Genomic DNA, 14,533 nt, shown 5'->3' with positions numbered 1-14,533 from the left:
GCAGCCACGGTTGCCGGGGGGGCGTATCACGCTACATCCCTTCGCAGCTTTCGCGCAAAATCCGCAGGATCGTCTCGTCACCACACAGGTTAGGATTGATGCGAATGGTCGTGTGCTCCATACCCGGATTCGCCTCGCGGAACGTCCCGGAGAGCCGGTAAAACAGTGGCGGAAGTTCATATTTTGATTCCGCCCCCACCGGCCAGGGCAGCGCCCCGAACTGGCTGGCTTTTTCCAGTACCTGTGCTGCTATTGGTTGATGAAAAGTCACCAGCAGCACTTTGGACTGCGCATTGGCAATCGTCGCCTGCTTCACCTGTGGAATTGCCCCCCGGTTCAGCGCCAGCATCAGGCGTTCCGTCACCTCTGACTGCACCGCATGCATTACCGGCGCGAACACCAGTCCGCGGAGCACTTCCAGCGCCTGCGGCCCCTGGATCTGACTGCCGCCGGAGTACATCATGGCGCGAATGCGTGCCACGGCATGCGCATCGCCAATCACCGCGCCGACGCCTTCCGGGCCAAACAGCTTAAAGCAGGAGAAGGTCGACAACGTCGCGCCACATTCGCAGCCAATCTGCGCCACTTTCAACGTCGCATAGTTATCGTCGGTGAGCGTGGGGATCCCGGCCTGCGCCAGTTGTGCCAGCACATCCTCCAGAACATAGCTGTCCTCTGGCCGCTGCCGGGTATGCTGCACTAACGCCGCATCCGGTTGCTGACGGGCGAGCGCCATCGCCAGCGCCCGTGCGTTATTGAAATCGACCCGAATCAACGACAGACCCATTTGCTCGATGAGCGTGGCACTGGTCGGATAGACCGGCGCATCATGGATGAGTAATCTGCCCCCCGGTTTGATCAGCGCCGCCAACCCGGCGCGGATCGCGCCAGTCCCTGCGCCCTGCACCAGTACTGCCGCTTGCGCGTGGAAAAAATCCGCCAGCACCGCTTCCACGCGCTGCGTCGCCTGCGGCTGGTTAAGCCCTGGCACCAGCCCCCGATCGCCGCCGTTCAGGAACGTCGCCCCCGGGAAATGGCGGCAGATGGCGTCCACCAGCGCAAACTGTTTTTGTTGGGCCTCAACCAGCGACATGCTTTTGAGGGGAAACGTCTTCATCACACGACCTCAGTGCTACGCGGGAATAAACAACCCGCACCAGTAAAGAATGTTGAGCACAATCCCGGCGATCATCACTGCGACCACCGGCGCCGCCATACGCTGAATCGGGCGCCCTAACGATTCGTTGAGGAAATAGAGCGCGGCGGTGATGGAGAAACCGGTATAGCCGGCCATTTTGATGGCAGCGAAGATAGAGCCGACCAGCAGCGCCATTTCCATCAACATATTCATGGCATTACGAATGTTATCCGACGCGTTGCGCACCGACGGGTAGCGTCCCAGCCATTTACCGATGGAGCGCAGCAGCAGCACTTCCGCGGAAATCACAATCGCGCCAAGAATGGCGGCAATCCACGGGTTCGGTGCCAGATACCCTACCGCGTAAACGAAGGTGAACCCGGCGACAGCGTATACCCCGGTCGCCAGCGCGGTGGTGGCAATCAGCGGCACAAACCCAAGGCCGCGCATAAATTCAGCCAGCGCCGCCTGATGCACCAGCGTCTGTGACTCTTCTGGCGTAATACCAGCGGAATAGGCTTTTTCGAGGGTGAAAATCGACACTTCGCTACCGGCAAAAATCTTCATGCAGGCGACGGCGGCGATCAGCGCCCCGACGATAGCAATGTAGGGCAGATTTTTGATGATGCGGGAGGTTCGCTCTTCAAACACCGAGATCCCGCTCATGTCCGTGTCCTGCTCGTCGCGATGACGCAAGTCGTGAGAAATAGCGATCCCCAGCAACATGACCATCCCGACGAAGATCTCAATCGATTCTGGGTTCAGATGCGGGAAGAAACGCACCACCAGCACGCGCGTCACCAGTACCACCACGGCGGCAACCACGCTGTTTTTCCAGCCAAACTGATAGAAGATAGCCACCAGCGGGAAGAGGGCGAAAGCGGAGACTACCGGCGAGCTCAGTTCGCCGAGCGACCCCAGCACATCCACCGGCAGCGAGGTGAGCAGGTGGTTAACCGGCAGCAGGAAGGTGAGGATCAGAACGCCCCAGATAGCGCCCAGTCCAAATGCCAGAATACTGTTTGCCGCCAGCACCCCGAGGATATCGGTAGGAAGGAAAAGCAGCCAGGCGTTGAGCAGCCCGGTTTTCAGCGTAAAAGAGATCCCCACCGAAGCGACGAAGCCGATGCTTAAGCCAAAGGCGATACTGCCTGCCTCACGGCGATTCATATGACCTTCGATCAGTTGCGGCAGGATCGGGCGGATCCCGTCATGAAAAACTGCGGCGGAACGATGCGCCAGTAACGCCGTCATCCCGGTAAGCAAAGCGACCACTATTATTTGAATGTAAAGGGCCATAGACGTGCCTTTTTATTTTAAGTAGTTGATAAGCATTGGAATCGCGTGCTCAATATGCTCAACAGAAAGGCCAAATGCCACTTTCCCTTCTGCCACCATCTTCGCGACGTGATCCTCTTTTGCCTTGATACCGGGTTTGGCGATGGTACAACTCTTGTTAAACCCAATAACGGCGATGGCTATCGACAACGCCGCGCCCGCCCCGGTATTACAGGCTCCGATGTAGTAATCCAGCTGTCCTGCCTTGACCTTCATCGCTGCTTCCATGTCGTTGTAAATAAACACTTCAAAACAGCCAGGCGCAGACGTTTCGATGGTCTTTTTGATAAGTTCACGCTGTAAACCAGCCACACCGATCTTTTTCATTTCTCTGTCCTTACTGGAAAAATTGCGAAGGGTTGTCACGTAACATCACATCCACATCCGCCTGGCTGAAACCGGACTGACGCAACAGCGGCACAAAGGTAGTGAGCAAATAGCTGTAGCCATTGCCACCATTGGCCTTCAGATGAGAGCGTCGGGTAATGTCCATGGAAAGCATCACGCGATGGAGTAAGCCTCTGTCACGCAAGGCATGAAGCATGTCGATGCGTTTTGCATCCGGGTAATAGTTGTTTTTGCCGATGGTGTCGAACTGCACATAAGCGCCGAGATCGATCATCCGCAGAATGTCGTCGAGATTGTCTTTCAGGTCGCAATGCCCGATGACCACGCGAGAGAGATCCACGCCGTAGCCGGAGAGCAGCGCCAGTTGTTCCAGCCCCATCGTGCTGAACGACGTATGTGTGGAAAGCGGACGGCCCGTTTCGTGATGTGCTATTGCCGCGGCGTTAAAGACCTTTTTCTCCAGATCGGTGATCGTCCCTTTGCTGGAGCCGATTTCCGCAATGATGCCCGCTTTTAGCTCGCTGCCTTCAATGCCCTTTTCGATCTCATCGATCATCTCCTGCGCCAGCGCTTTGACGCTGCGGGTCGCCACATGTTCGGGGTAAAAATCATGCTGATAATAGCCGGTACAGGCCACGACGTTGATGCCGGTGTCGCGCATCAGATCCTGCATAAACTGCGGGTTGCGGCCCATGTAACGGTTGGTCATTTCGATAATATTGCGCACGCCCAGGTTCATCAGCGTCCGCATCTCATCACAAATGAGCGCGTACTGATCCAGCCGACAATCGATATCGCCCTTAAAACCCGACAAATCGATATAAAGGTGTTCGTGTGCGTAGGTGTACCCGGTGCTGTCAATCATGTCGGTTCCTCGCGGTTTTCAGGAGCGGAAGAAAGGAGCGGCCATTTTCTGGCGGGTGGGCGCCAAAGAAATCGCAGACGGTGGCGCCGATATCCGAAAGCGACGTGCGTACGCCCAACTCAGCAGGCGGTAAGCCTGGCTGCCAGACCAGCACCGGCACTTTCTCGCGGGTGTGTCGGCTGTGACCGATGGTCGGGTCATTGCCGTGATCAGCCATCACCACGAGGCAATCGTCCGGGCGCATCGCCACCATCAGTTGCGCCAGATACCGATCAACCAATTGAAGCCGGTCAGCATAACGCGCAACGTCTTCCGCATGACCTGCCAGATCGGTTTCCTGGATGTTGGTGCAAATAAATACGTTTTGCTGGCGGTTCAGCGCATCAATCGTGATCTCCATGATCCGCTGGCTGTCCACCAGGTTTTGCCAGCTTTCACCATGGGGATTATTAACGATATCAGCTACTTTACCGACCAGCACCGTGGGAACGCCGACGGCGTGTAACCGGGCAGGTACCTGAACGCTGTCATCAACGCCATAACCCATATGCACCACCTGGAATCCGTCGTCATAGGCGCCAGAGCGCGGTGCATTGATGCCGACATAAATACCGTCGCGGGTTTCAGCGGCGTCCCACAGTTGCTGCGTGCTGGCAAGGCGCCCGCCGAAAGCAATCACGCGCCCGACCTCCACTTGCTGGCGAACAATCCGTCCAATCGCTTTCACCTCGTCGAAAGACATCTCGCTGAGGTTGCCGGTAATGTTGTAAACCTGCCCCAGATCGGCTTCGAGGTTGTCGCCAATCGCCACGGCATCATCAACCAGCAACCAGTACGGGCCATCGCCGCAGCGCTGTGTTTTCCGGCCTTCCGCTCGGAGTGCGGCTTCAACCTTGTCGATTACCTGGCTGAACGGCATCCGTAGCGGCGTACGCGGCAGGGTGCCGAGAATTTCCTGATGCCCCATAAACGTATCGCCGCCTTCATGCATCAACTCTGCCACACCCCAGGTGGCGGTGGGTGAAGGTCGCATGACGCCGGGCGTTGCGCCCAACGCGTTCATCAGGCCGAGTTTTTCGAGTGTGGGTAGCCGCAACGTCGGCAGATGCTCAAGGATATGACCGCACGTGTTCGCGCCGAGGTCCTGCGGCCTGACCCGAGGTACATCGTCCATTGCGCCAACCCCAAAACTGTCGATCACCAACACCACAAAACGCGCCATTACGCCTCCAGAAGATTTCCCAGACTGTCATAGCAGGCAGCGATGCGCGGTTCGCCGTGCTGGATACCTTCCACCAGCACCACATCACTACGGGTGACAAAGATTTGCGTACGGAAACAGCAGATTACGGCGCTACTGACAGGGAACCGTTCGCTGAGCGCCAGGTAATAATCGATACTGCTGTCGTTTAACGGTTTCAGGGACGTCTCCAGCGGCGTGTCGCTGCCGCGCGGGTAGACCAGCGCATTGCGTGCATGCCCCCGGCGATAGTAGCCGCCGCCATAGCAATAGCTGCGCCCCTGAAAGTCATGCGAGATTTCGCTCAGCCACAGCATGGCAATACGCTCAGGCTGATCGCCCTGCTGGTTCGCTGGCATGGTGCCGGTCAGCGCATGACCGGGCTCGCCGTGGGTAACACCAAACGATGCCAGCAGCGGCAATGTGGTACAGCTGGTGGCCGACGGCGCGTTCAGTTGCGTAATCTCAACACCGGCCTCTTTCAGCCGTTTTCTCGCTGTCACCAGCGACAGCAGATTTGGCGTCGGCACCGTTTCGCCCAGTGATTCATCCCACAACAGGCAGGGGAAATGCGTCAGTCCGGTCAGTTGCAGCCCCGGCAACTGGCGTAGCTCAGCGACGACCCCCTCCAGCTCTGCCAGCGAAAAACCGCTCTCCTGCCCCGGATAGAGAAAGTCATTCTCGCCATACACTTTCAGCATCACCGCCTGCGTCCGGCCTGCGCTCACCGCCGCCGCTGATACTTCACGCGCCTTTTCCAGCGTGAAGATCGTGATGATGTCGGTTCCCTGCGCAACGGCTTCCGCCACCTGGTCATGCGGAATTTGCACCAGATGCCCCTGGTGCGCGACCTTCAGCCCGGCGCGACGCATCACCCGGCTCTCTTTAAAATCGACGGCGACCACGCCCTGATAACCGAGCGCCAGCAGCTTCTCCGCCAGCCAGGGATTGCGCCCGAACTGCTTGGTCATCAGATACAGCGAGATGCCGTGCTCACGGGCAACGCTCAGCAGCCGTTTGCCGTTTTCCAGTACCTGATCGACATCTATCACCCAACTGTCTGGCGCGATGCTGCCCTGCTGCCAGAGCCGGAGTGCCGCGTTAATTAACGCGGGATTCTGACGTTTCAATGCGTTTATAAACATGTAAGCCTCAGTTTCTGTTCCCTGAATGCCAAATATTCATTTTTTTGAATATTTAAGTTCTGATAAAACACGCTGCGTCATCATGAATGACCTTCGTTTGCCGCCAGCCATAATCCATACAGATTAGCCAGCAAATACCCCTCTTCATTGGCGTGAAGCTTGACCGCAAATCCTTGCAACAACGCCTGATGCGCGGTGAGGATGTGCGGCCAGAATGCCGACTGCTGCATTTCCTCAAGCAGTTCCGCATCCAGCGGCGCAATCACTTCGCCGCGGCGACTGCGCATCAGCGCGTTCGCCATGTGCGTTACTGCCATCTCCCCCTGCTCGCTAAACACCGGCAGGGATAATTCCGCGTCCATTTTCCGCACCACCTGCAACATGCCGTCGCAAATGTCCTGGTCGATCACGCCCGCCTGACACAACAGGTTGAGTCGATTTTCCATCCCGCACTCCTCAATAGCTGGGATCCTGCTCTTCATTCACTACCCGTTGCTGATGAGCCAGCAGCGCAGGCTTATCTACGACGGTTTCAATCAGATGCTGCATCGGATAATCATCCGCACGGGTCAGCACCACCGCTTCCGTCGCCTGCACAAAGCGCGGATCACCTTTCAGCGGAATCGCCTCGAGCCCCAGCACAACAAGCTCCGATTCAACCGCGACGTTCCAGATAACGCCGTCAATATCGCCCTTCACAATGCGGTGTAAGCTCTCGTGATAGGGCACATCGACCCGCTCAATCTCACGTTCGCAGAACCAGAGGCTGGTCATGATCTTCTGGTCCGCAGAGCGGTTATCGATGCCCACGCGGCGCACGTTTTTGGCTTCGCCCTTCCGGCAAATCAACTGGTGTTCGCCCACATAGGTTTGCGCTCCCAGTTCCAGCACCATGCAAAGCGCATTACTGTTCAGATAATTTTCAGCGGCCAGCCGGGAGACCACGGCCATGTCGTAAACACCGTTCAGCAAACACTCCACGCGAACATCCGCGCCACGCATGTGGGCAAAATAAAAAGGTATACCCTCAAACTGCGATTTCAGGCCGCTGGCTAACCCTTCGTATAACCGGGTGTAGGGCAGTGGCATGGCACACACGACATTGCGGATATCCACATGCGACAACAGCGCTTTATGATTCATGTCGGCCAGGTAGCTTCCATTACGCCCGCGTCGCTCAATGCGAATCGCCCCTTCTGCTTCCAGCGTTTTCAGGGCTGCCTGGGTTAACCCCACCGATGAGCCACATTCCGTAGCCAGTTCTTCGATGGTTTTCAATCGGTTACCACATTTCTGCCCTAGCAGATAGCGCGCCAGCGTGGTTAACGTCATGCCCTCTTTCTTGATGAATGTTCTGCGCATTACAAATCTTCAGTAAATTGAATATTTTTATATTCATTAAAGTGAAGATAAAGCACAAGCGAGGAAAGTGTAAACAGCGAATCTGGTCACATAACTAAATGCAATGGCTGCCGCCGTATACATTGGGAATGGAAACTGACATCAACAATAACGATATTTCAAGTCCGGATTACTACTCCGGTTTCAGCCCGTCAACCATTGTCGCGTCCGGAATAATTGCTTAAATTCCCCGGCTGGATTCATCGTGAATTATTAACGGATTAATCCTTTAAACCACTGCATTATTTATGCGCTGTGGATATTCAATACATTACCAGCAAGGATGTCATGATGGGAAAAACCATTAAAATCATTGCGCTGCTTGGCGCGCTGTCTACACTGACCGCCTGTACGGGTCACATCGACAATAAAAGCAAAAACTGTAGTTACGATTACCTCTTACATCCCGCCATTTCTATTTCGAAAATCATCGGCGGTTGCGGCCCGGCGGCGGAACAATAATCTGGTTACCGGCGCACAGCATAAAAAAACCGGGTTTCCCCGGTTTTTTTATTGGCATTTCATGACTTATGGATGCGCGACAAAACCAATCGCGTCGTAGACCGCATTCAGCGTGACAGATGCCCGCGCACGCGCTTTCTCCGCGCCCGCTTTCATCACCTGTCGCAGGAAGGCTTCGTCGTTGCGGTAGCGGTGATAACGCTCCTGCAACTCGCTCAGCATACCGGCGACGGCATCAGCCACTTCCGTTTTGAGATGACCGTACATTTTGCCTTCGAAATGCTGCTCCAGCTCAGGAATGCTCTTGCCGGTGATGGCAGAGAGGATATCCAGCAGGTTCGACACCCCGGCCTTGTTTTGCAGGTCGTAACGCACCACTGGTGGCTCGTCGGAGTCGGTCACCGCGCGTTTGATTTTCTTCACCACGGATTTCGGGTCTTCCAGCAGACCGATCACGTTGTTACGGTTATCGTCAGACTTGGACATCTTCTTCGTTGGCTCCAGCAGCGACATCACGCGCGCACCGGATTTCGGAATAAACGGCTCTGGCACTTTGAAGATATCACCGTAGATGGCGTTAAAGCGCTGGGCAACGTCGCGGCTCAGCTCCAGATGCTGTTTCTGGTCTTCGCCTACCGGCACCTGATTGGTCTGATACAGCAGAATATCTGCCGCCATCAGCACCGGGTAATCAAACAGACCAGCGTTGATGTTTTCCGCGTAACGGGCTGATTTATCCTTAAACTGCGTCATGCGACTCAGCTCACCGAAATAGGTGTAGCAGTTCAGCGCCCAGCTCAACTGTGCATGTTCCGGCACATGAGACTGCACGAAAATCGTGCTTTTTTCCGGGTCAATGCCACAGGCCAGATACAGCGCCAGGGTGTCCAGTGTCGCTTTACGCAACTGTTGTGGATCCTGACGCACGGTGATGGCGTGCTGGTCAACGATGCAGTAAATACAGTGATAGTCGTCCTGCATGTTCACCCACTGACGCAGCGCACCCATATAGTTGCCAATGGTCAATTCACCTGAGGGCTGTGCGCCACTAAAAACAACGGGCTTAGTCATTTTTCAATTCCTGAAGTTCACTGTACGGAAGCCCGAATGCGGGCAGTAGTTCATCGAAACGATCGAAAATTACATCGGGTTCGCTGAGCGCGATCGATTCGCCATAGTTGTAGCCATAGGTCAATCCGACGCAACGGCAACCCGCGGCTTTCGCCGCAAGGATATCATTGCGGGAATCGCCGACAAAAAGCAACGCTTGCGGCGCAAGACCTAAACGTTCGGCGACCAGCAGCAGTGGCTCGGGGTGCGGTTTCTTGTTCTGCACATCGTCGCCGCCAATAATAACGTCGAACAGGTGCGCAATGCCCAGTGCCTCGAGGATCGGCGCGACAAACGGCGTTGGTTTGTTGGTCACCAGCGCCAGCGGCAAACCACCGGCATGCAACGCACCGAGCGTTTCGGCCACCGCCGGGAACAGAAAACTGCCCGCTTCGGCATGCTCGGCATAGTAACGATCAAACAGCTTACGCAGAATACGAACCTGCTCTTCTGCGGGAATATCGCTGTCATCTGCGGACGGTTTGCCCATCGTGGCGCGCAGCGTTGCGCGCTCCTGGCGCGCCCAGGTCAGCGCGCGCTGCATCAACACATCCGCACCGTTACCGATCCAGGTGATGACGCGTTCTTCGCCCGCGACCGGCAGTTCCAGCGCATACAGCGCGCTGTCAACGGCGGCGGTGAGCCCCGGCGCGCTGTCAACCAACGTCCCGTCGAGATCGAACGCAACGCCTTTTATCAACTGCATATTAATCATGACGTACCTTTGCCAGTTCACTACGCATGTCATCGACCACTTTCTTGTAGTCTGGCTGATCAAAAATAGCGGAACCGGCAACAAACATATCTGCGCCTGCCGCCGCGATTTCCGCGATATTACTTACCTTAACACCGCCATCCACTTCGAGACGAATGTCATAACCTGACTCATCAATGCGGCGGCGCACTTCACGCAGCTTTTCCAGCGTATGTGGAATGAACGACTGCCCGCCAAAGCCCGGGTTGACAGACATCAGCAAAATAACGTCAAGTTTGTCCATAACGTGATCGAGATAGGTCAGCGGGGTGGCAGGGTTAAACACCAGTCCCGCTTTACAGCCGTGTTCTTTAATCAGTTGCAGGGAACGGTCAACATGCTCGGAGGCTTCCGGATGGAAAGTAATAATGCTGGCGCCAGCCGCGGCGAAATCAGGAATGATGCGATCAACCGGTTTGACCATCAGATGCACATCCACCGGCGCTGTGATGCCGTATTTGCGCAGCGATTTCAGCACCATCGGGCCAATCGTCAGGTTCGGAACGTAGTGGTTATCCATCACGTCGAAATGAACGACATCCGCACCGGCAGCCAGTGCTTTCGCCGTCTCTTCACCCAGGCGGGCAAAATCAGCCGACAGAATTGAGGGGGCAATCAAATACTGTTTCATCCGCATCTCCTTGGGCGCCGGGCAGACCGGCGCGTGCATTATTTTTTAGCGGTCGATACGTTGACTGGGCGGTACAGCGCCAGCAGTTCGTCCACCTTTTTACGTGTGCCGCCATTACTGCTGATGCTGCGTCGCACTTTCACGACATGCAGTTTGGCCAGCTGATACCATTCGCGCGTCAGCGCCGTATCATGGTTCGAAATCAGCACCGGAATGTGGTTATTCACCAGCCCTTCCGCGAGCCGTGCCAGATGCGCCTGCTGTTCCAGACTAAAGCTGTTTGTGTGATACGCCGTAAAATTGGCGGTCGCAGAAAGCGGCGCATACGGCGGATCGCAATAGACAACGGTTTTGTTGTCGGCGCGCGCCAGGCTGTCAGCGTAGGACTCGCAATAGAAGTAAGCATTCTGCGCCTTTTGCGCAAAATGATACAACTCAGCTTCCGGGAAGTAGGGCTTTTTATAACGACCAAACGGTACGTTGAACTCACCCTTCAGGTTGTAACGGCACAAACCATTGTAACCATGCCGGTTCAGATACAAAAACAGCACCGCGCGTCGTAGCGGATCCTGACACTGGTTGAACTCATCACGAAACTGATAGTACAGCTCGGAAGTATTGGTCACAGGCGTAAACATTTCACGCGCGGCTGTGACGTACGTCTCCGTTTGCGTCTTAACGATGTTATAGAGACTGATCAGATCGCTGTTGATATCCGCAAGGATATAACGGGAAAAATCGGTATTGAGAAACACCGATCCGGCACCCACAAAAGGCTCAATCAGGCACTCGCCTTTCGGCAAATGCTTTTTGATGTCGTCGAGCAGGGGGTATTTCCCCCCTGCCCATTTCAAAAAAGCGCGATTTTTTTTCATGCTGTCTGGCTACTTACACACTTTCTCCGGCTGTGGAGAAGGGCTCCGACAGCATCCTGCGCTCCGGGCTTTTGCCCATGCATTACTTCAGATCGGCCTGGACCTGGTGCAACGGTTTTGCCCACGGGTTTTTTGCCTGAACATCGGCAGGCAGCGTGGTAACCGCGCGTTTCGCGTCATCTTTCGAGGCATAAACACCGCTCACCAGCACGTACCACGGCTGACCATTACGGGTAGTCTCATAGACAACGTAATTTTTCAGGTTTTCTTTCTTCGCCCAACCATTCAGGTTGTTGTAGTTAGACGAACTGCTGAGCTGCAGCGTGTAATGGCTTGACGGTGCAGACTTCAGCGAAGCCACATCACCTGCTGTTTTGCCGCCAGACGTCGCGGCCGGTGCCGTCGTGGCTGTCGCGGCAGGTTTTGTCTGCGCGGTCGCCGCTGGCGTGCTGGCCGGGGTGCTGGTCGGTTTTGGCTGCGCGACCGGTTTCGGCGCGCTGGTGGTGGTTTTCGCGGTCGCCTGTGGTTTTGTTTGTGGCTTCGCCTCAATCACCGCTTGTTTGCGTTCCGGGCGAGCAGGCGTCGTCTGACGCGGTGCGGGTTCGGTAGTGGCCGTCTGGCGCGGTGCCGTACTCGTCGTCCCCGCAGCACCATTACGCACTGGCGCAACGGTTGCCGGTTCCGTCGGTAATGTGGAGCCAACCGCGGCGTTGTCAATCTGGCCTTGCTGTTGGGTTAGCGCATTGTTCAGGTCGCCCTGCACTTCCACACGCTGCTGGCCTTCCGGTGCCGTGTTGACCTGGCCTTGCGTCGGCGTAGAGGAAATAGGCGGCACGGAGACGTCCTGCGGCGCATTGTTTGCCGTCTGGCCGCCAGCGGTGTCGCCCGGCGCTGGTTGGGCGCCGTTCGCTTGATCGGTCGCCGTGCTACCGGAAAGATCAATGCTGCGTTCGGTAGATGCGGTTTGTTCGTTTGAAGAAGGCGTGGATGGCGCCTGCAGCGCAGAGCCGATGCCGATAATCAGCAACAGCAGAACCAGGATCCCCAGCCCCATCATGATGTACTGGCGAGACGCCGGTTTACTGGCAGCGGCTTTTTTACGTTTACGTGGGCGGCGCTCAACCGAAGCGTCCTGCTCTTCATATTCGTCGTCAGATTCGTAATACTCTTCTTCCTCTTCACGCGCCCGGCGGGCGTGCGTCGGACGACGATCGTCCGTATCAAAGTCCACATCATCAAAGTTGATCTGTGGCTCATTATCGCGATCGGAAGACTGACGAGAACGACCAGCACGACGATCGCTGGGATCGGGCTTCAGCTCGTCTTCTGGTTTGAATTCATCCATTTAACACCCCACTAAAAGGCGTGTGCCTGAGACGGTTGCACATCACCTGAAACTGACTTTTTTATTTGAGCTCCTGCTGAGTATCAGCAATTGCGTCCAGAACTACCTGGTGCGACACTCCGCCGCGTACTTCACTTTTCCCTATTGCCAGCGGCAGCACTAAACGCAGCTCACCAGCCAGTACTTTCTTATCGCGCATCATGTGAGGCAAATACGCCTGTGCAGACATCTCCCGCGGCCCCGTTACCGGAAGCCCTGCCCGCCTGAGCAACGCAATGATACGCTGCGTATCCTGAGCATTAAACTGCCCAAGACGCTCGGAAGCATGCGCTGCCATTACCATCCCGGCAGCCACGGCCTCGCCATGCAGCCAGTTGCCATACCCCATTTCGGCTTCAATGGCGTGACCAAACGTATGCCCAAGATTCAGTAAAGCACGTAAGCCGGTTTCGCGCTCGTCTGCTGCAACAACTTCGGCTTTCAGCTCACAACAACGGCGAATACAGTACGCCATTGCTTTTTCATCCAGCGCCATCAGCGCATCAATATTCTGTTCCAGCCAGCTAAAAAAGTCGCCATCAAGAATGATGCCGTACTTAATGACTTCAGCAAGACCAGAAGAAAGTTCACGCGTCGGCAGGGTTTTCAGGCAGTTCAGATCCACCACCACGGAGGCGGGTTGCCAGAAAGCGCCAATCATATTCTTGCCGAGCGGATGGTTTACGGCCGTTTTGCCGCCCACGGAGGAATCAACCTGCGACAGCAGCGTCGTCGGCACCTGAATGAAACGCACGCCACGTTGATAGCTGGCCGCGGCAAAACCGGTCAGATCGCCCACCACACCGCCGCCCAACGCCACCAGCGTGGTGTCACGGCCATGAGGTTTTTGCAGGAGAGCGGTAAAGACCTGATCCAGGACGGTCAGGCTTTTGTATTGCTCGCCATCAGGAAGGATAACGCTGTCGACCTTCACGCCCGCCTTTTCAAGCACAGAGCGGAGCGTATTCAGATACAGCGGCGCCAGGGTTTCATTGGTGACCAGCATCACCTGGTCGCCTGATTTCAGTGGCAAGAACGATGCTGATTCGTCGAACAAACCAGCCGCGATGGTGATCGGGTAACTGCGTTCCCCGAGCGTGACAGTGAGCCTCTCCATAACGCGCATCCACCTTATTTGCTTGTTTTTCGCTGGCGTATTTCTGTTGCCAGAATCAGTTGCTTTCCAGCATATGGACGATCTGGTTTGCCACGACTTTCGCGCTTTGATCGTCAGTACGGATCGTCACGTCGGCAATCTCTTCGTACAGCGGATTACGTTCGTCGGCCAGCGCTTCAAGCACCTCGCGCGGCGGCGTTTCCACCTGCAACAGAGGACGTTTTTTGTCGCGCTGTGTGCGCGCCAGTTGCTTTTCGATAGTGGTTTCCAGGTAGACGACCACACCACGTGCGGAGAGACGATTACGGGTTTCGCGGGATTTTACAGAGCCGCCGCCAGTGGCCAGCACAATACCCTGTTTTTCCGTGAGTTCGTTGATGATCTTTTCTTCACGATCGCGGAAACCTTCTTCGCCTTCTACATCGAAGACCCAGCCTACATCTGCACCAGTGCGTTTCTCAATCTCTTGATCAGAATCGTAAAATTCCATGTTGAGTTGTTGAGCTAACTGGCGCCCAATAGTGCTTTTGCCGGCACCCATAGGCCCAACCAGAAAGATATTGCGTTTCTCTGCCATTTTTTCGGTACTACTAAGACTATTCGTTAATGGTAAACCCACGTCGCTTACATCCTGCGCAGTGGGACATGAACTGAAACCTCATATGCGATAGTGCGAGAGTCAGACTAAAAATTATCTCAATACTCCGGCGGGTTTGGCAACAGTA

The 14,533-nt window shown here is 55.6% G+C and carries 16 protein-coding genes; 1 reads left to right on the top strand and 15 read right to left on the bottom strand.

Going from position 1 to position 14,533, the window contains the following annotated elements; all coding sequences use genetic code 11:
- Window positions 1-31: 31 nt before the first annotated feature.
- The 8 genes from QMG90_RS01445 to yhfZ all read right to left on the bottom strand — a co-directional run bounded on the left by QMG90_RS01445 (window position 32) and on the right by yhfZ (window position 7,436).
- The gene (locus tag QMG90_RS01445; RefSeq protein WP_283282442.1) at window positions 32-1,117 is read right to left on the bottom strand and encodes an aminotransferase class I/II-fold pyridoxal phosphate-dependent enzyme; all 1,086 of its coding nucleotides are present in this window, start codon (window positions 1,115-1,117) and stop codon (window positions 32-34) included.
- Between the two features lie 15 nt (window positions 1,118-1,132).
- Window positions 1,133-2,437: a YhfT family protein gene (locus tag QMG90_RS01440; RefSeq protein WP_283282441.1), complete on the bottom strand. Its 1,305-nt coding sequence runs from the start codon at window positions 2,435-2,437 to the stop codon at window positions 1,133-1,135.
- Window positions 2,438-2,449: 12 nt separating this feature from the next.
- Entirely contained in the window at window positions 2,450-2,803 is a 354-nt protein-coding gene (locus QMG90_RS01435) for a DUF2620 domain-containing protein (RefSeq protein ID WP_038158686.1), read from the bottom strand.
- 10 nt (window positions 2,804-2,813) lie between these two features.
- Window positions 2,814-3,689, bottom strand: a complete 876-nt coding sequence (locus tag QMG90_RS01430) for a phosphotriesterase-related protein (RefSeq protein ID WP_283282440.1) — start codon at window positions 3,687-3,689, stop codon at window positions 2,814-2,816.
- The gene (locus tag QMG90_RS01425) at window positions 3,682-4,911 is read right to left on the bottom strand and encodes a phosphopentomutase (protein ID WP_283282439.1); all 1,230 of its coding nucleotides are present in this window, start codon (window positions 4,909-4,911) and stop codon (window positions 3,682-3,684) included. Before QMG90_RS01425 ends, QMG90_RS01430 begins: the two co-directional genes overlap by 8 nt.
- Window positions 4,911-6,074 carry a YhfX family PLP-dependent enzyme gene (locus tag QMG90_RS01420; protein ID WP_283282438.1) on the bottom strand — a complete coding sequence of 388 codons (1,164 nt, stop codon included), beginning with the start codon at window positions 6,072-6,074 and terminating at the stop codon, window positions 4,911-4,913. The genes QMG90_RS01425 and QMG90_RS01420 overlap by 1 nt, the downstream gene beginning before the upstream one ends.
- Before the next feature lie 80 nt (window positions 6,075-6,154).
- Complete coding sequence (locus tag QMG90_RS01415) at window positions 6,155-6,520, bottom strand: PRD domain-containing protein (protein ID WP_283282437.1); 366 nt, start codon at window positions 6,518-6,520, stop codon at window positions 6,155-6,157.
- Window positions 6,521-6,530: 10 nt separating this feature from the next.
- Window positions 6,531-7,436, bottom strand: a complete 906-nt coding sequence (gene yhfZ, locus QMG90_RS01410; RefSeq protein ID WP_283282436.1) for a GntR family transcriptional regulator YhfZ — start codon at window positions 7,434-7,436, stop codon at window positions 6,531-6,533.
- A 330-nt stretch (window positions 7,437-7,766) separates the two neighbouring features.
- On the opposite strand from yhfZ, the gene QMG90_RS01405 reads away from it, so the two are divergent.
- The gene (locus tag QMG90_RS01405; protein WP_283283861.1) at window positions 7,767-7,937 is read left to right on the top strand and encodes a YhfL family protein; all 171 of its coding nucleotides are present in this window, start codon (window positions 7,767-7,769) and stop codon (window positions 7,935-7,937) included.
- Window positions 7,938-8,003: 66 nt separating this feature from the next.
- Here the strand turns inward: QMG90_RS01405 and trpS are convergent, their stop codons facing one another.
- The 7 genes from trpS to aroK form a co-directional block, all read right to left on the bottom strand.
- Entirely contained in the window at window positions 8,004-9,008 is a 1,005-nt protein-coding gene (gene trpS, locus QMG90_RS01400) for a tryptophan--tRNA ligase (protein ID WP_283282435.1), read from the bottom strand.
- Window positions 9,001-9,762 (bottom strand): phosphoglycolate phosphatase, encoded by a 762-nt coding sequence (gene gph, locus QMG90_RS01395; RefSeq protein ID WP_283282434.1) that lies wholly within the window; start codon window positions 9,760-9,762, stop codon window positions 9,001-9,003. The genes trpS and gph overlap by 8 nt, the downstream gene beginning before the upstream one ends.
- The gene (gene rpe / locus QMG90_RS01390) at window positions 9,755-10,432 is read right to left on the bottom strand and encodes a ribulose-phosphate 3-epimerase (RefSeq protein ID WP_283282433.1); all 678 of its coding nucleotides are present in this window, start codon (window positions 10,430-10,432) and stop codon (window positions 9,755-9,757) included. Before rpe ends, gph begins: the two co-directional genes overlap by 8 nt.
- A 38-nt stretch (window positions 10,433-10,470) precedes the next feature.
- Window positions 10,471-11,307 (bottom strand): adenine-specific DNA-methyltransferase, encoded by an 837-nt coding sequence (gene dam, locus QMG90_RS01385; protein ID WP_283282432.1) that lies wholly within the window; start codon window positions 11,305-11,307, stop codon window positions 10,471-10,473.
- Between the two features lie 82 nt (window positions 11,308-11,389).
- Window positions 11,390-12,652 (bottom strand): cell division protein DamX, encoded by a 1,263-nt coding sequence (gene damX, locus QMG90_RS01380; protein WP_283282431.1) that lies wholly within the window; start codon window positions 12,650-12,652, stop codon window positions 11,390-11,392.
- Between the two features lie 61 nt (window positions 12,653-12,713).
- A complete protein-coding gene (gene aroB, locus QMG90_RS01375; protein WP_283282430.1) occupies window positions 12,714-13,808 on the bottom strand; it encodes a 3-dehydroquinate synthase in 1,095 nt (364 codons plus the stop codon).
- Window positions 13,809-13,863: 55 nt separating this feature from the next.
- Entirely contained in the window at window positions 13,864-14,385 is a 522-nt protein-coding gene (aroK, locus tag QMG90_RS01370; protein WP_049847064.1) for a shikimate kinase AroK, read from the bottom strand.
- Between the last annotated feature and the right edge of the window lie 148 nt (window positions 14,386-14,533).

The sequence above is a fragment of the Trabulsiella odontotermitis genome (assembly GCF_030053895.1).
Taxonomy (GTDB): domain Bacteria; phylum Pseudomonadota; class Gammaproteobacteria; order Enterobacterales; family Enterobacteriaceae; genus Trabulsiella; species Trabulsiella odontotermitis_C.
The sequence above is the reverse complement of the archived record's forward strand: the minus strand, read 5'-3'. Positions and strand labels throughout refer to the sequence as shown.

Coding starts and splice junctions, on each gene's coding strand:
- QMG90_RS01445 (WP_283282442.1), bottom strand. CDS start 1,117: ATGAAGACGTTTCCCCTCAAAAGCATGTCGCTGGTTGAGGCCCAACAA.
- QMG90_RS01440 (WP_283282441.1), bottom strand. CDS start 2,437: ATGGCCCTTTACATTCAAATAATAGTGGTCGCTTTGCTTACCGGGATG.
- QMG90_RS01435 (WP_038158686.1), bottom strand. CDS start 2,803: ATGAAAAAGATCGGTGTGGCTGGTTTACAGCGTGAACTTATCAAAAAG.
- QMG90_RS01430 (WP_283282440.1), bottom strand. CDS start 3,689: ATGATTGACAGCACCGGGTACACCTACGCACACGAACACCTTTATATC.
- QMG90_RS01425 (WP_283282439.1), bottom strand. CDS start 4,911: ATGGCGCGTTTTGTGGTGTTGGTGATCGACAGTTTTGGGGTTGGCGCA.
- QMG90_RS01420 (WP_283282438.1), bottom strand. CDS start 6,074: ATGTTTATAAACGCATTGAAACGTCAGAATCCCGCGTTAATTAACGCG.
- QMG90_RS01415 (WP_283282437.1), bottom strand. CDS start 6,520: ATGGAAAATCGACTCAACCTGTTGTGTCAGGCGGGCGTGATCGACCAG.
- yhfZ (WP_283282436.1), bottom strand. CDS start 7,436: ATGCGCAGAACATTCATCAAGAAAGAGGGCATGACGTTAACCACGCTG.
- QMG90_RS01405 (WP_283283861.1), top strand. CDS start 7,767: ATGGGAAAAACCATTAAAATCATTGCGCTGCTTGGCGCGCTGTCTACA.
- trpS (WP_283282435.1), bottom strand. CDS start 9,008: ATGACTAAGCCCGTTGTTTTTAGTGGCGCACAGCCCTCAGGTGAATTG.
- gph (WP_283282434.1), bottom strand. CDS start 9,762: ATGATTAATATGCAGTTGATAAAAGGCGTTGCGTTCGATCTCGACGGG.
- rpe (WP_283282433.1), bottom strand. CDS start 10,432: ATGAAACAGTATTTGATTGCCCCCTCAATTCTGTCGGCTGATTTTGCC.
- dam (WP_283282432.1), bottom strand. CDS start 11,307: ATGAAAAAAAATCGCGCTTTTTTGAAATGGGCAGGGGGGAAATACCCC.
- damX (WP_283282431.1), bottom strand. CDS start 12,652: ATGGATGAATTCAAACCAGAAGACGAGCTGAAGCCCGATCCCAGCGAT.
- aroB (WP_283282430.1), bottom strand. CDS start 13,808: ATGGAGAGGCTCACTGTCACGCTCGGGGAACGCAGTTACCCGATCACC.
- aroK (WP_049847064.1), bottom strand. CDS start 14,385: ATGGCAGAGAAACGCAATATCTTTCTGGTTGGGCCTATGGGTGCCGGC.